Source organism: Prevotella sp. HMSC077E09, assembly GCF_001814685.1.
Lineage (GTDB): Bacteria > Bacteroidota > Bacteroidia > Bacteroidales > Bacteroidaceae > Prevotella > Prevotella oris.
Genome location: NZ_KV817517.1, coordinates 106,964 through 122,849, shown reverse-complemented (window position 1 = coordinate 122,849; position 15,886 = coordinate 106,964). Strand labels below are relative to the sequence as shown.

Sequence of the window (15,886 nt, the reverse complement as noted above, 5' to 3'; positions counted from 1 at the left end):
TTCGCATTTGGTAGTTGAAACTACCATGTGTTAATATTCATCACGAATGTTTACAATTGCTCTCAAATGCTTTGCAAATTCAGAACAAAGCATATCCTCACCCAAAACACACCCCACTTTCTATCTTTTCGCAATATATTGAGCATCAAAGTGTTACAAAAAACCATTCAAATTCAAACAAAAGATAACAACAAAAGACCATGTCATTTGCATCAAGTTACGTGACAATCTGCATGAGGTTACAACGCAATTTGATGCAAACAGCGTTGTGTTTTGCGTCAAGTTACAACGCATGATGAACGGAAATGCCCACCAAGAATACCGAAATGGAACAACAGCCTCTGTTTTCCCGCTTCTTTTTCTCTATTTGGTGCAGCCACGAAATGTTAAAAACAAGCAACAATCTTTACAGGAAAGCAGAGCTTTCTCACGATTACATCCACGTTCAACGCAATGAGACCAATATACAGGAGCATGCCGAAAAGCCTCTTTTTTCCTACGTATTTCCATGCTATTCCTTTCTTCTTGAGAATCAACTGCAAAGCCCTTTCACATTAATGTATTTTAGCGTATAAAAGTTTCGCAGTCTCTATCTTTTTTAGTATCTTTGCAATTAAATCACATTTTTGAAGGAAATGGCAGAAAATCAAAACTCCGAGGCAAATTATTCTGCCTCGAATATCCAAGTCCTTGAAGGGCTTGAGGCTGTTCGTAAGCGTCCGGCCATGTACATTGGCGACATCAGTGAGAAGGGACTTCATCATCTTATCAACGAGACAGTGGATAACTCTATCGACGAAGCCATGGCAGGTTACTGCACAGATGTTGAGATTACGCTCAATGAAGACGGCTCCGTTACCGTTGAAGATAACGGTCGTGGCATTCCTGTTGATGAGCATAAGAAACTTCATAAGTCGGCTCTTGAGGTCGTTATGACCGTGCTTCATGCCGGCGGTAAGTTCGATAAAGGCTCTTACAAGGTCAGCGGTGGTCTGCATGGTGTGGGTGTAAGCTGCGTGAATGCACTCTCTTCGCACATGCTTTCGCAGGTTTTCAGGGATGGAAAGATATATCAACAGGAATACGAAAAAGGCAAACCGCTCTATCCGGTCAAAGTAGTTGGGGAAACAACTAAGCGTGGAACCCGCCAACAATTCTGGCCGGACCCGACTGTTTTCACTACAACGACCTACAAATGGGACATCGTTGCCAGCCGAATGCGTGAGCTTGCATACCTCAATGCGGGTATACGCATCACGCTTACTGACCTCCGTCCCAATGAAGAAGGCAAGACCCGACAGGAAGTTTTCCATGCAAAAGACGGACTGAAAGAGTTTGTTCGCTACGTAGATCGCCACCGCACACATCTCTTCGACGATGTGATTTACCTGAAAACAGAGAAGCAAGGCATTCCAATTGAAGTGGCTATCATGTACAACACCGACTATTCGGAGAACATTCATAGCTATGTCAACAACATCAATACGATTGAAGGAGGTACTCATCTGACCGGTTTCCGCGCCGCACTGACCCGTACTTTGAAGGCTTATGCCGATGCAGAACCTACTATTGCCAAGCAGATTGAGAAGGCAAAGATAGAGATTGCCGGCGAAGACTTCCGTGAAGGACTCACTGCCGTGATATCCATTAAGGTGGCAGAGCCGCAGTTTGAGGGACAGACAAAGACCAAATTGGGCAACAGCGAGGTATCAGGAGCCGTGCAACAAGCCGTTGGTGAGGCTCTGTCAAACTATTTAGAAGAGCATCCTATCGAGGCAAAGAAGATTTGTGAAAAGGTGGTTTTAGCCGCAACAGCACGCATTGCAGCTCGCAAGGCACGTGAAAGCGTACAGCGAAAGAGCGTGATGACAGGTGGCGGTTTGCCTGGGAAACTGGCCGATTGCTCTAATAAAGACCCGAAAGAATGCGAGATATTCCTCGTCGAGGGAGACTCTGCGGGAGGCTCTGCCAAGCAAGGTCGCGACCGTTACACACAGGCAATTCTGCCGCTTCGAGGTAAGATTTTGAATGTAGAAAAGGTGCAATGGCATCGTGTTTTCGAAGCCGAGTCGGTCATGAATATCATTCAGAGCATCGGCGTCCGCTTTGGTGTTGAGGGCGAAGATGACCGCGAAGCCAATATCGATAAACTGAGATATGACAAGATTATCATTATGACCGATGCCGATGTCGACGGTTCTCACATCGACACTCTCATCATGACACTCTTCTATCGCTTTATGCCGAAGGTCATTGAAGACGGACATCTCTACATCGCTACACCTCCATTGTACAAGTGTACCTATAAGAAAGCGAGTGAATATTGCTACACGGAGCAGCAGCGTCAGGCTTTCATTGACAAGTATGTTGAAGGAAAAGAAGACGACAAGAGCCTGCACACACAGCGCTACAAAGGTTTGGGAGAGATGAATCCCGAGCAGCTTTGGGAGACAACCATGGATCCGAAGTCGCGCCTCTTGAAGCAGGTAACCATACAGAATGCTGCTGAAGCCGACGAAATCTTCTCCATGTTGATGGGTGATGACGTTGAACCGAGACGCGAATTCATTGAGCAGAACGCCACATATGCTAACATTGATGCATAAAATCTGTTACTGATCAACAAGCCATATATCCCTCTCCTCCATGCAGGAGGGGGATTTTTAATTTCAGATATGACAAAATGGATATTAGGTTTCGTGCTTTTTCTACAGGCCATCAGCTTGCAGGCACAAGACTTTCAGCCCCATTGGATAGGCTATCCTGACGTAGACTCCACCGCACAGATATGGTTCCGGCAAACCTATCTCTGCGAGGGGAGACCACAGTTTGCCATGCTTGAAGTTGTCACAACGGGCTATTTTGATCTCTATGTGAACGGTTATAATGTGTCGACTGACGTCAGAATGCCTTTCCGCAAGCAAGCTTTTAACGACCGACCTATCAGTCTTTGCTTCGACATTACACGCTTTCTTCGCCCCGACAGCAACGTGATTGCCGTGTGGTATAGCCCTTCATATCCTCATATTCAGCCTCGCCAGGTAGCTATCTCCTATTATGGAAGAGATGCAGAAAACCACCCTTTCAGTCTCGTTTCAGACAGTAACTGGCTTTGTCGCAAGGCAAATGTGCGGCTTGACACCACATATGACGAGATATTTCATGCCTCCGACTACAGTCAGACGCAATGGAATGCTGCTGATTTTGCACCGGCCTGCTGGCAAGGAGCAGTGAGTTTAGCGGCTGACAACAGCCAGAAGACAGACTATCGCAGGGTGGCTTATACAGCCGAACGCGTCACGAAGATTATCACACCCGCCTATTATGTCGTTGAAGGCGATACCACCTGCTATGAATTCAATACCGGGTTTCATGGCTATGTACGTGTAACGCTGCGTGATGCCAACATGGGAGAACGTCTCAACATCAATGGATTAGGCTATCAATGCAGCGGAGAAATGGACGAACAAGCCTATCGGAAATTCACCCGACAAACGTTCAGAAACGTTTGGATTACAGGAGACCAACATTTTAAAAACAGCCAAATCCAGCGTGTTGAAGGTATAGAAACCGCTCCCTACCCTCACATAAGTTGGCATTAGTCAAGTCTTTTTCCTTGTGAAAATGACGGTTATAACCTCTTTTATTCTTCTTCTTATAACACCATTTTAACTATATAGACCACTTATGAAAGAACTAACTATCGGCTTTTTACTCGAGACTAACAAGGGAAGCCATATTGATGAAGACCTCCTTTTAGTCAATAACATCGCAGACTTACCCCGTTCTAATGAACCGGGAAGACTTGACTTTCTGTTTTTCGGCATGTGCACTTCAGGGGTCGGAAAATACTCTTTAAATACCATCGACTATGTTGTTCTGCCCAAAGACATCCTTATCGTCACCCCCGGAGACGTCACAGACAACTATAGTTTGAGTGCAGATTTCAAGGGTATTGGCATCATTATGTCGAAGAACTTCTATCGGGAAGTGATATTGAATGTACACGAATTGTCTTCGCTTTTCCTATTTGCAAGAAACCATCCTGTATGTGAACTTGAGACCGATGAAGTCAACACAGTGGCCAACTACTTTAGCATCATCAAGCAAAAGTTAGACAACAAAGCGCATCTTTTTCGTGTAGAGACTGTGAAACTACTGCTTCAGGCCCTCATTTACGACCTCAGTAATGCAATCTATCGCATTCAGAAAAACGACAAACACCACTCTTCCCGTCTTGAAAAGATATTCTTTGATTATGTCAAACTCGTTGAAAATCACTTCCGTTCTGAACGTCGTGTGGGTTGGTATGCCAAGCAGTTGAACATTACTCCGAAGTATCTTTCAGAGGCTGTAAAGGCTATCAGCCACCGTACTCCCAATGAATGGATTGACTATTACACGATACACGAACTGCGCATCATGCTGAAAAGCACTGCAAAAAGCATCAAAGAGATTGCTGTCGAGCTGAACTTTCCGAACCAAAGCTTCATGGGAAAATACTTTAAAGACCATGTTGGTGTGTCGCCTTCCGAATACAGAAAAGTATAGGTTTGTAAGATCTTGCATCGACAAGAAAGCAAGATTGGCAATTTAAATGCTTTGACATACAACGTAGTTTGAAGATTTTCTTTACCTTTGCACCCAACATTTGGAAAATAAAAAATAACAAGAAATGAAACAACTAAACACCAACAAGGGCCTTTGCAAGCTGCTCAGTCCCTATTTCCCATTGCCGTTTCAATGTATTCAGGTACGAAAATCAATCGTCATTAAATGTATTTCGTTCTTCGTTTTCATGATGATTTCAATGCCGACACAGGCCCAGATGCTCTTCTCCGAGAACCTTACAATGGAGATAGACAGCACAAAAACCATACAAGGGTCATTGCAACCGGTGGTAGATTTCAAGACAGAGAAAGAGAATGTACTTACCCTTAAGAACACAGCTAACCTCAATCTGCTGATTAAAAAGAGTCGGGTTATAAACCTTATCAATAAACTTGAATTCTCAACCTACGGTAAGAAGATCACCGTAAGTGGAGGCTATGTGCACGCAGAATATCGTTATCTGCTTCATCATGCCTTTGAAGTTTACCCTTATGTAGAGTCACAATGGGCAGGAAGCCGTGGCATGACATTCAAGATTTCCTCGGGAGTTCAGTCCCGATATCGCCTCGTTAACACCGAGCACTGCCTCATGTTTGCAGCTGTCGGCCTTTTCTATGAGTTTGAAAAGTGGCAATATCCCGACCCACCTGCAGGCATAAGCGATTATGCTTACAGCCGAAGTGTGAAGAGTCATCTGTCACTTAGCTTCAAACATTCACTCGGAGAACATTGGGAACTGACTACAACCGCCATTCATCAAGCCAAGCCTGACAGCTATTTCAAAAGCGCAAGGTTCGGCGGAGCAGTAGACCTTGCGTATCATATCACACCGAAAATCGGCATACGTGGCACCTATCGCATCATCTACGACACCTCTCCTATCGTGCCTGTACGTAAAGATTATAACACCGTTGATGCCGGTATAGATATCTCTTTCTAAGAAACAGCCGGCCTTCTTCGCCTTTGGAGGGAGCGGGGAAGGCTTCTATTCTGCAATCATCTGCTCTATCTCTTCAGCTGCCTCACACAGTTCTGCATACCATTCTTCGCCAAAACGCCGGATAAGTGGGCCTTTCAAGAATTTATAAACAGGAAGATTGAGGGCTTCACCCTTTGCAACTGCATCCTTACATATCTTCCACTTATGATAGTTTATGCCTACAAGTCCATGGCCAAACTCCTTGGCACGTATCGGATAAAGAGCGCAGGAAATAGGCTTTATGAAGCGTGTATGCCCGTCACGGTAGGCACGTTCGAGTGCACAAAGACAACAATCGCCCTCATAACAGGTAAAAACACAATCCTTACCTCCTACAATACTCGTCACCAAATCGCCTTCAATATCCGTGTAGGCCACGCCTTGTCTGTCGACAACAGCCTGTGCCGAAGCACTCATATCGCCCCAAATGGTGTCTAAAGCATCCTCAATTCCACCGATTTCATCAAGTGTAACAGGTGCTCCGGCATCGCCTTCTATGCAACAAACTCCCTTGCATTTCTCCAAATCACAACAGAACTTCTCGGTAATAATATCGGGAGAAACCAACACGTTTCCCACCTGTATAATATGCAAATCCTCTTTATTCATAATGTTGTTTGCAGTAATTGGCCGGTTCAGCCATGACAGAAAATGTCTACACCAGACATTCGAAGTATGATAAAATGGGCTATAAGCCTGCACTTCCTCCCCCGAGGAGAGGGCTGGGGAGGGGTTTCTTACCACTCTATTTCCTGTTCTCCCCTACCTCTTAAGTATTCATTACATCTTGAAAACTGATGATTTCCAAACCATCCTCCACGGTTAGCGGAGAGCGGAGAAGGATGAACAGACTCCAAAACAAGATGTCGGTTTTGATCTATCAGATACTTTTTGCTGCGGGCAAATCCACCCCAAAGCATGAAAACAAGACCGTCGCGATGTTCGCTCAAAGCCTTGATTGCAGCATCGGTAAACGTGGTCCAGCCCAATCGTTGATGACTGTTGGCCTGATGAGCACGCACAGTCAGCGTGGCATTCAAGAGCAGAACGCCCTGCTCGGCCCATCGTGTGAGATCTCCATTTCGCGGCATCGGCTTGCCAAGATCCATTTCAATCTCCTTAAAGATATTGATAAGTGAAGGGGGCATCACTACACCTTCGGGCACAGAAAAGCTCAAACCCATGGCTTGACCAGGCTCATGATAAGGGTCTTGGCCTATGATTACCACCTTCACTTTATGGAAAGGGCAAAGGTTGAAGGCGTTGAAAATCAGCTTTCCCGGCGGATAGCACGTGGTATGCAGATATTCTTCGCGCACCAATTTGGTTAAGTTCACGAAATAGGGTTTATCGAATTCCGCGCCAAGATAGGGCTTCCAACTCTCTTCAATCTTTACCATTGCGCATTTATTTATTGTCAGATATCAAGCATTCTCCCGTCATGTCAGCAGGCTGTTCCAAGCCCATGATGTGCAGAATTGACGGAGCAACATCGGCCAAACGGCCATCTTTCACAGTGGCAGAGTTATTATCTGTCACGTAAATAAACGGCACAGGGTTCAGCGAGTGAGCAGTGTTTGGCGTGCCATCCTCGTTGATTGCATTATCAGCATTACCGTGATCAGCAATGATAATCACCTCATAACCGTTGGTTTTAGCTGTCTCAACGACCTCTTCCACACAGTGGTCAATGGCCCAGACTGCCTTTGCAATAGCATGATATACACCTGTATGACCCACCATATCACCGTTGGCAAAGTTGACAACAATAAAGTCATACTCCTGTGTGTTGATAGCACCGACAAGCTTATCCTTAACCTCAAAGGCACTCATTTCCGGCTTTAAGTCATACGTAGCCACCTTAGGAGAAGCCACAAGAATACGATCTTCGCCCTCAAAAGGCTCCTCACGACCGCCATTAAAGAAGAAAGTTACATGGGCATACTTCTCTGTTTCGGCCGTATGAAGCTGCTTCTTACCTAATCGGGAAAGGTATTCTCCGAGTGTATCTTGCACGTTTTCCTTCGGGAAGAGCACCTTTACATCCTTGAAATTCGGGTCGTATGGTGTCATACAATAATACTTCAAACCCTTCACAGTCGTCATACCTTCTTCCGGCAGATCCTGCTGAGTAAGCACTTCCGTCAGTTCCTTTGCACGGTCATTACGGTAGTTAATGAAGATAACTACATCGCCTTCTTCAATCGTTCCGTTGACTTTGCTGTTGTTGATTGCCTTGATAAACTCATCGGTCACGCCCTCGTCGTAACTCTCCTGCATGGCTTTAACCAAGTCATCGGCCTGTTTTCCTTCGCCCTTCACAAGCAAATCATAAGCCTCTTTCACGCGGTTCCAGCGTTTATCTCGGTCCATTGCATAGAACCGGCCAATGATACTTGCGATGTGAGCACCATTCTTCTGGCAGCATTCCTCTACGTCTTCAATGAAGCCCTTGCCGCTTCTTGGGTCGGTATCTCGCCCATCCATGAAGCAATGCACATATACATCTTTGAGCTGATATTCCTTACCTATCTCTATCAACTTGAAGAGATGATTGAGTGAAGAGTGCACACCTCCCGTTGAAGTTAAGCCCATCAAGTGGAGCTTCTTGCCCGTCTTTTGGGCATAAGAATAAGCTTCAACAATGCCGGGGTTCTTCAAGATGTCACCGCTTTCGCAGGCTTTATTGATCTTCACCAAGTCCTGATAAACCACTCGGCCGGCACCGATATTGAGGTGACCAACTTCAGAATTACCCATCTGTCCGTGGGGAAGACCTACGTTTTCGCCTGAAGCCTGAAGCTGAGAATGTGCAGAAACTGCATTCAGATAATCTAAATAAGGTGTCGGAGTATTATAGATAACATCACCCTTACCATGCTTTCCGATTCCCCATCCGTCGAGAATCATCAATAACGCTTTCTTTGCCATAACTTATATAAACTTAAAATTCTGTTTCCTGTATGCTGCAAAGTTACTGCAAACGAGTGAGATTACAAAGAAGAACGGCCCGTTTTTTTTCGTCATCAACTTGATGTTGGCTGACAAAAACATGCTGATGTGCACCCAAAGTGATGAAGTCTGCGGTGCATCCCCAGCCTGAAGCCGTATTCTTTCTGCCTGTCTTGTCTCTCCAATCTCCACACAACGCTGCTTGGAACATCCCGACAAACGCCTCTGTTTTGTAAATTTTATTGGTCAAAAAAGGCCTCTTTCAGAAGTTACCTTTTAGAAAAAGAAAGCGCATAAACAAGCCCAAATCGCGCCTTTCAAATCAAAAAGCAATGCCGTTTCTGACACATTATCCTGCAACCTGCATCACTTTGGCTTGCAATCTGCATCAAAACACCGCGTCTTCTGCATCAAGACAGCATGCAAAGTGAGGCAAAACACGATGCAATATGCGTCAAAACAGCAATAAAATCAACATGATTTCAGCCCTGAAAACAACTGATATTACATAACAACCTGATAGCCAACGCATTACTTAAAAGGCTCAAAACTCGCGTATTTCGGCCCGACATAAAATGTTTTTTGAATACGCGAGTTATGCGAAAGCATTTGTAAAAATAAATAACTAAAAACCAATTCCAGTACTCCCCAAGGGAAGAAGCACTGACTAACGACACGTTATCACCCCTGCCGCATATTCTCCCATGGCACGATATCCCTCGGGATTGGGGTGCAACCAATCGCTCTGCCAATGTTTCTGCAGGCGTTCGGGGTCGTTAGGATCGCGAAGCAGCTCATCGAAATCAAGGATGCCGTCGACCTTCTCACGCTGACTGCGTATCCATTGATTTACAGTTTGGCGGGCCGCTTCATGGAAAGCAGAGTAATAGCCGGCCCCCTTGAATGGCGTAATCGTGCCGAGATAGACGCGCAGATTGCGCTCCTTGGCCTTGCGTATCATCTCTTCGTAGGCATAGATAAGGTCATTTGCCACGGTTTCGCTTTGGCCGAAAGCTGCTGCTCCGATGTCATTTACGCCCTCAAAGATAACAACCGCACGCACACCTCGCTGTGAAAGGACATCCCGATTGAAGCGTTCGCGGGCCATAAATCCAAAGCCTCCCTTCATCGTTACACGGTTGTTGCCGATGCCGAGATTAAGAACTCCGACGTCGGTCACGCCTTGTTTCTTCTGCAAAACCTCTGAAAGAATGTCCGGCCAGCGGTTTTGTGCGTTGTTGGTTGAGTTCTTTCCATCGGTGATGGAATTGCCGATGATGGCTATACTCTTGGCTGTGAGGTCATAAACATCAATGGCCGAGATGTTAAACCAATGGTCTTCACGGAACGCCTTGGCAAAACTCGTCTTGGGAGTTGACACGCCCCGCAGGATATAACTCGTCGTTCGGGACCCCATGTGAACCGTAGGGACGGCGGGAGCCTTGGTATAATTAATGGTAATGGCAAGCTTTTCCAACGGTTGAAGATCGAAGTTCAACGCATCACTGAAAGCGGCCTTGCCCGCCGGAATGACGGTGTTGTAACGGCCACCAAACGTGAGATACTTCGCCGTGGAGGGCACAATAACGAAGCTGTCGGCAGCATGTGCGATGTAGACCGAGCGGATAACGAGCGGTTCACGCGAGAGTTCGTTGCTCAACTCAAGCCGAAGCTGCTTGCCACCTATCGAGACTTTCACAATCTGTCGCACCGAACGACCGCTCATATTGTTGTTATAAGGCATGAAACTCTTTACTACAGGCTGCTGCGCTGTAGCCCAAGTGCCCACCCAGTGATTGTCTGTCACGGCATTTGCCAACTGTGCCTGTGCCGCAACAGAAATGAATAACAGAATTAATCCTACAAATCTTTTCATCTTTTTACCTTTATATTATCGCTTTGCAAAGGTAACACTATTTTCTGATTATAGGCAAAAAGGGCTGGCAAAAGCCAGCCCTAAAGCGAGAGAGAAATTTAATAATCCACACGTGGACTATGTCTTTCGTCTATTTTGTGCGCTTCATCACGAAGCCATAAGCTGCAGATTATTCGCCACCTGCCCACCACACGCGCTTCGTGAAGACATACATTCCGGCATCGTTTCCGCTGCCAAAGGCTGCAGTCACATGCGGATTGGACTTCACATCGCTGTCACCATAAGGCAGACAGAGCGGCCAACGGTTGGCACCTCCCGACGTATTGTTAGGGTTGGTCATGGTGACCGGATAGCTGCCGTCAATGTAACGGCAACGGCGGATGTCGTTATAGGTCTCCAATTGCTCGTCACGTGTCTGTGCAATATACTTCTGAATGAGGATCTCATTCAAGGGATTTGCCGTGAAACGAGCATTGATTGAAGTCAGATAATTCGCAATCTGAGCATCGGTAATGCTTGCTTCGATGACGCTTCCACCGGCAGTATAGAAGTCTTTTATTGAGGCGGTAACTCCCTTTTCAAATGCAGTCTTGGCGTCTGTACCTAAACGTGCCTGCGCTTCGGCAAGGATGAAATAAAGCTCTGAACTGCTCATCATGTGCAAAGGAGCAGCACCATTGTCCAAATAAGCAGGCCAATTGACATACTCTGTCTCTGAAGCTAAGGCGTCATCTCCTGGATTTGCAACCACATTCTTGCCAAATTTGTTGTAGTTGTAAATAGGTTCGCGGGGATCATTGCGGGCTGTCAGCAGTTTTTCTACCGTTGACGAACAACCTGTGTAGCTACGACTCTGGGCGTAAGCATACCAGGAGTTGTCGGCAGTCTGGCCGTTGAACACAGCTAATTCGCAGCCTTCAAAACCGCCACTGATAGCAGCCTGTGCTTCGGCAACAACCTTCTGAAGCTGTGCCGTGGTCTTGTTTACCCCATAGGTACGCAGCAGATAGCGGGCTTTCAGCGCGTGGGCAAATGCTGCCCACTTAGCAACTTTACCGCTATAGATAATATCATTCGCGCTGAAATCATCGGTTCCGCGGGCAAAGTTGATTTGTGCGCTGTCGAGAAGTTCAAAGACACGGTCGTAAACTACTTTCTGTTTGTCAATCTGAGGATTGGAAGTTACGAAGCATTCCTTATAGGGAATGTCGCCATGAAGGTCGGTCAAAGTGGCCCAGTTGACAGCTTCAAGCGTCTGAGTTACGCCCAAAAGATTATATTCCTTGGCATTAACTCCACCCTCCTGACATTTGTTATGCATCAGACGGAGATTGTTGAGATTGAGGTAAGTGCTGTTCCATTCGTTTTCAAACACTGCACTTCCGGCCACCTCCGATAGGTTTCGTTTCTCCACCATGCGTAATTGGTTGTTGCCGGTACCGAAGAGTTGCTCGGTATAAGAACTGACATACCAGGCATAGTTGCCACAGAGCGTGCTATAGACTGTCGCCACTTCAGCATCCGTCAGCTGGAGTTTGGCGTTGATATTGATGCTCGGGTGTGCCTCGTCTTTATTGATATGATCCATGATATCTTCAGAACAAGAGGCAAACATCACTGAAGTCAGGGCCACACCAAATATATATTTCATTTTCATAATCAATGCTCTTTACGTTTATCAAATGTTAGTCGGTGCTTAGAATGTGAGTTTAAAGCCACCACCGAAACTTGAAGTGTTAGGTACGGAGTAGCGTTCGAAGTAGCCACTCATATTGCCGTTACCCTGCGAACTCTCTGGATCGAGGTTCGGCATCTTAGCCCAAAGGAGGACATTGCGGGCGAAACCATAGACTGAAAGGTCAATACCTGCAAACTTAGGGAACTGATAACTCAAGGTCACATCGCGCAACTTGAGATAGCTTGTGTCGAAGATGCCGGCTTCAGTCACATCGTTGTAAGCCTGATAATAATCCTGCTTGCTCACTTCAACGGTATTCTTCAGCCCGGTTGCTTCGTTGATTCCTTCGGCAACCATCGTTCCTTCATGATAAGGGAGCGACTCCTTGGAGGCACCGAAGAAGTTCATTGTCAGCAGCGTTCCATTATACATGCAGCCCCCTTTCTGCCAATCCATTGTTGCTGAAAGTGAGACTTTCTTGTAACGTGCATGGAGATTGAAACCCATGTTGAAGTCGGGCGCACACTCACCAAGGTTCACACTGGCTGCGGTTGCCTGTGGAAGACCATTGGCATCCAGCAGTAACTGGCCGTCTTTAGTACGCTTGAAAGCCCTGCCATAGATATTAGGATAGGTGTAACCTGCCTGTGCACGTATCTGTGGTTCAACGAAACCACCGAGCATAATGCTCTCAACACCATCGGCAAGTTCCTTTACCTTGTTGGTAACTTTCGTGAAGTTAACGCCTAATTCCATGCTGTAGTCATGATGATCAAGCACAGTTGCATTCACAGAAAGCTCGTGAGACCAAGTCACCATCCGTCCTGCATTCGTGCGGAGTGACTGATATCCCGTCGTGCCTGCCGTTGGAACATCGAATATCTGGTTTCTGACATCCTGATAACTCAACGTATAATCGAGTTTGACACGGTTCTTGAAGAGTCCCAAGTCAATACCCGTTTCCCAGTTAGAGGTGTTCTGTGGCTTCAGGTTTTCATCAAACTTCACAAAGTAAGGAGCATAACCCTTGGCACCACCGAGCGGATAACTGATTGGCGTGTAGACATACATACCACTGCCATAAGCCGGAACATACATGTAATTATTATAGAACTGACCGGCTTGTCCAACCTGTGCATAAGACAGACGGAGCTTTCCATAAGAGAGAACCTGATTGTCTTTCAATGCCGGAAGCTCGGTAAATATCCAGCCTAATGATACTGATGGATAGAAGAAAGAACGGTGACCGCGTGGCATGGACGATACTTTGTCGTTACGACCCGTTACGGTAAGATAGACCATATCTTTCCAAGAGAGCGACATCTGACCGAAGAAACCAACGGTACGTTCCTGTACATGATACTCGGAATGCCCGTCTATGGAAGACGTGTTGCCGATAGTAGGCTGTCCATAGAAAGCCAACCCGGAGCCGTCATAGTCCCACTTGCGACAATATCTATGGTTGAATTCATTACCGAGAACAAAGCCGAAGTCCCACTCTTTGTCTGCACCCCACTTGGCAGTGAAGTTAGCTGTGAGCAAGTTATTAAAGATATTGTTCTGCGCTCCGTAGTTTTCAACCTCGCCTTTCTTATTATAAGCCGAGCCTATCTCTGCAATGGTAGCATTGTTGGAGGTATAGATATCAACGCCGGCCTGCTCACGAAAGACGAGATTATAACGGTCGTTCCAATTCATTTTCGGAGTAAATTCGGCATAAGCATTGCCAAATACGCGGTTCGTATGCTGTGAATACTCGTCATTGTCGGCCCACCAATAGGGATTATTGAAGTTGGTTGCACGGAAAAGTATCTGCGAAGTAGGGTCGCCCGGCTTATGATAGGGCGTGCCTTTAAGGTTGTATTCGGCCGGAGCAGAGTACACAACGTTGACTATACCACTGTTAGCACCGGGGGCAGATGTTACCTTTACCGAGCTGTAGTTGGCCGAGAAGCCTGTCTTCCACTGGTCGTTGACCTTCCAGTCTACGGCACCGCGTGCACCCGTTCTGGTCATACCTGTTGAAGGAATGATGCCCTTCTGATAGGTATCACTGATACTAAACGAATAACTCACATCGTTCTTGCGCTGCGAAATATTGAAAGTGGAGTTCTGGGTGAAGCCAGTCTTGAAGAAATCGCCTACGTTGTCATAGGTCTGAGGCGTAGCCCAACCACTGAGACCTGCGGCAGCATACTTCGGATTATAGTACATTCCAGCATGCGAAGTGAGGTCACCATTGGTGTATTTGTTATTGGTGTTACCTCCATAGGTAGCATCATTGGGCAGGTCAGAAATCTTTGGTCCCCACGACATTGAAGTGTTGGGGTTATACTTCGAAAGGCTTCCACCCTGGGCATATACCTTTTGATGTTCAAACTTTCGGCTCAAAGTCTGTGCGCTCAAGTCGGTAGAGAAAGTGATAACCGGCTTTGTTGAACTCTTGCTTCCACGCTTTGTGGTAATCAAGATAACACCGTTTGAAGCACGAATACCGTAAAGTGCCGATGCAGCCTGACCTTTCAAGACATTGATAGATGCGATATCATCAGGGTTAAGGTCAATCGTACGACTGGCATTGTCGGCACCCGTCACAGAGTGCTTCGTGTCGAAATCGGGCGTAGAAACAATGGGCATGCCGTCGACAACATAAAGCGGCGTGTTGTTTCCATTGAAAGAACGCGCTCCACGGATTACAATCTGAGCCGATGCTCCAGGTGCTCCCGAAGAGGTTCTGATGTCAACACCCGTCAGTTTTCCCTGCATGGCACTGGCCAATGAGGAGGTACCGGCAGTGTTTAAGTCCTTGGCATCAAGCATCTGTGAGGCGTAACCGAGTGATTTCTTCTCACGGGTGATGCCCATTGCCGTTACGACAACCTCGTCAAGAACCTTGTTGTCAGGGTCTAACTTGACTTTCATGCTGCCTGAATTAGGCACAGTCACCGTCTTGGTATGCATGCCCAAATAGGAAACAACAAGCTTTGTGCCCTCTGATGCACTCAAGGTGAACTTACCATCAACATCAGTAATCGTTCCCATTTTAGTTCCGGAGATCTTCACCGAAGCACCCACTATCGGCTCTCCATCTTCACTTGAAACTACGGTTCCATTAACTTGCGTCTGGGCTACAGCCATTCCTATGCTCAGAAACAGGCCCGCAAGAAACATCAAAAGTCTCTTTTCCATAAATTTCTCTCTTTAAGTTAAAACACAAAAGTCATCTCTGCTCGCAACAAAATCCAATGACTTACATTTAAATAAAATTATAAATATTTTCAAATGCAAAGTTAATGAATACATATTTCATATGCAAATTATTTTGCAGTTAATTTATCATTTCGTTATAAAAAAGCCGCATTTTCAATAAATTACCATATAAATCGCAACGTATTATTGTTGTTTTGAAACTATAATATGTATATAATTTGAATATATGTAACATCTAAACAGTGTGAACAAACAAGCAGAAAATGCAATAATTCATAAAGAATGAAAAGATGAACAGCTTTTATCTACCAGTTGGAATGGGAAATATGGTGCATCAAACCAAGAAAACAAAGACTGGAAACAAACATTAGATATGCCACAAGAAGCATTATATAACTTTAACAAAAAAACTCAAAATTTCCAACAATTCCATTCGTCATGTTTTCCAATTCACCACGAACGAAATCAATATCTCACCTACTACACCTGCTAATCTGCGTCATAACAGCATGCAATTACAGTCACTTTACACTGCAATATGACGCAAATTGCGCGGTATTTTGCATCAAATTACACGCCA

At 45.8% G+C, this 15,886-nt stretch carries 11 protein-coding genes; 4 read left to right on the top strand and 7 right to left on the bottom strand.

Annotated elements, in window-relative coordinates; all coding sequences use genetic code 11:
* The first annotated feature begins 635 nt into the window (after positions 1-635).
* The 4 genes from gyrB (at position 636) to HMPREF2983_RS03525 (ending at position 5,551) form a co-directional block, all read left to right on the top strand.
* Positions 636-2,606: a DNA topoisomerase (ATP-hydrolyzing) subunit B gene (gene gyrB / locus HMPREF2983_RS03540; protein WP_004373643.1), complete on the top strand. Its 1,971-nt coding sequence runs from the start codon at positions 636-638 to the stop codon at positions 2,604-2,606.
* A gap of 69 nt (positions 2,607-2,675) precedes the next feature.
* Positions 2,676-3,602 (top strand): alpha-L-rhamnosidase N-terminal domain-containing protein, encoded by a 927-nt coding sequence (locus tag HMPREF2983_RS03535; RefSeq protein WP_070666831.1) that lies wholly within the window; start codon positions 2,676-2,678, stop codon positions 3,600-3,602.
* Between the two features lie 85 nt (positions 3,603-3,687).
* On the top strand, positions 3,688-4,551 hold the full coding sequence (locus tag HMPREF2983_RS03530) for a helix-turn-helix domain-containing protein (protein ID WP_004373639.1): 864 nt from the start codon (positions 3,688-3,690) through the stop codon (positions 4,549-4,551).
* Positions 4,552-4,801: 250 nt separating this feature from the next.
* Positions 4,802-5,551 carry a DUF481 domain-containing protein gene (locus HMPREF2983_RS03525; protein WP_036890815.1) on the top strand — a complete coding sequence of 250 codons (750 nt, stop codon included), beginning with the start codon at positions 4,802-4,804 and terminating at the stop codon, positions 5,549-5,551.
* Between the two features lie 45 nt (positions 5,552-5,596).
* Here HMPREF2983_RS03525 and HMPREF2983_RS03520 read toward each other — a convergent pair whose 3' ends face one another.
* From HMPREF2983_RS03520 to HMPREF2983_RS03490, 7 genes are all read right to left on the bottom strand, one after another.
* Positions 5,597-6,199 carry a DUF3109 family protein gene (locus tag HMPREF2983_RS03520; protein ID WP_070666829.1) on the bottom strand — a complete coding sequence of 201 codons (603 nt, stop codon included), beginning with the start codon at positions 6,197-6,199 and terminating at the stop codon, positions 5,597-5,599.
* Positions 6,200-6,327: 128 nt separating this feature from the next.
* Complete coding sequence (gene ung / locus HMPREF2983_RS03515; RefSeq protein ID WP_070666827.1) at positions 6,328-6,990, bottom strand: uracil-DNA glycosylase; 663 nt, start codon at positions 6,988-6,990, stop codon at positions 6,328-6,330.
* Positions 6,991-6,997: 7 nt separating this feature from the next.
* Positions 6,998-8,521, bottom strand: a complete 1,524-nt coding sequence (gene gpmI, locus HMPREF2983_RS03510; protein ID WP_070666823.1) for a 2,3-bisphosphoglycerate-independent phosphoglycerate mutase — start codon at positions 8,519-8,521, stop codon at positions 6,998-7,000.
* A 43-nt stretch (positions 8,522-8,564) separates the two neighbouring features.
* On the bottom strand, positions 8,565-8,792 hold the full coding sequence (locus HMPREF2983_RS03505) for a hypothetical protein (RefSeq protein ID WP_246829333.1): 228 nt from the start codon (positions 8,790-8,792) through the stop codon (positions 8,565-8,567).
* A gap of 417 nt (positions 8,793-9,209) precedes the next feature.
* On the bottom strand, positions 9,210-10,418 hold the full coding sequence (locus tag HMPREF2983_RS03500; protein WP_070666821.1) for an SGNH/GDSL hydrolase family protein: 1,209 nt from the start codon (positions 10,416-10,418) through the stop codon (positions 9,210-9,212).
* Between the two features lie 169 nt (positions 10,419-10,587).
* Positions 10,588-12,075, bottom strand: coding sequence for a SusD/RagB family nutrient-binding outer membrane lipoprotein (locus HMPREF2983_RS03495; protein ID WP_070666819.1), 1,488 nt, complete (start codon positions 12,073-12,075; stop codon positions 10,588-10,590).
* A gap of 39 nt (positions 12,076-12,114) precedes the next feature.
* On the bottom strand, positions 12,115-15,285 hold the full coding sequence (locus HMPREF2983_RS03490) for a SusC/RagA family TonB-linked outer membrane protein (RefSeq protein WP_070666817.1): 3,171 nt from the start codon (positions 15,283-15,285) through the stop codon (positions 12,115-12,117).
* Positions 15,286-15,886 lie beyond the last annotated feature (601 nt).

Coding starts and splice junctions, on each gene's coding strand:
- HMPREF2983_RS03535 (WP_070666831.1), top strand. CDS start 2,676: ATGACAAAATGGATATTAGGTTTCGTGCTTTTTCTACAGGCCATCAGC.
- HMPREF2983_RS03525 (WP_036890815.1), top strand. CDS start 4,802: ATGATTTCAATGCCGACACAGGCCCAGATGCTCTTCTCCGAGAACCTT.
- HMPREF2983_RS03500 (WP_070666821.1), bottom strand. CDS start 10,418: ATGAAAAGATTTGTAGGATTAATTCTGTTATTCATTTCTGTTGCGGCA.
- gyrB (WP_004373643.1), top strand. CDS start 636: ATGGCAGAAAATCAAAACTCCGAGGCAAATTATTCTGCCTCGAATATC.
- HMPREF2983_RS03490 (WP_070666817.1), bottom strand. CDS start 15,285: ATGGAAAAGAGACTTTTGATGTTTCTTGCGGGCCTGTTTCTGAGCATA.
- HMPREF2983_RS03520 (WP_070666829.1), bottom strand. CDS start 6,199: ATGAATAAAGAGGATTTGCATATTATACAGGTGGGAAACGTGTTGGTT.
- ung (WP_070666827.1), bottom strand. CDS start 6,990: ATGGTAAAGATTGAAGAGAGTTGGAAGCCCTATCTTGGCGCGGAATTC.
- HMPREF2983_RS03530 (WP_004373639.1), top strand. CDS start 3,688: ATGAAAGAACTAACTATCGGCTTTTTACTCGAGACTAACAAGGGAAGC.
- HMPREF2983_RS03495 (WP_070666819.1), bottom strand. CDS start 12,075: ATGAAAATGAAATATATATTTGGTGTGGCCCTGACTTCAGTGATGTTT.
- gpmI (WP_070666823.1), bottom strand. CDS start 8,521: ATGGCAAAGAAAGCGTTATTGATGATTCTCGACGGATGGGGAATCGGA.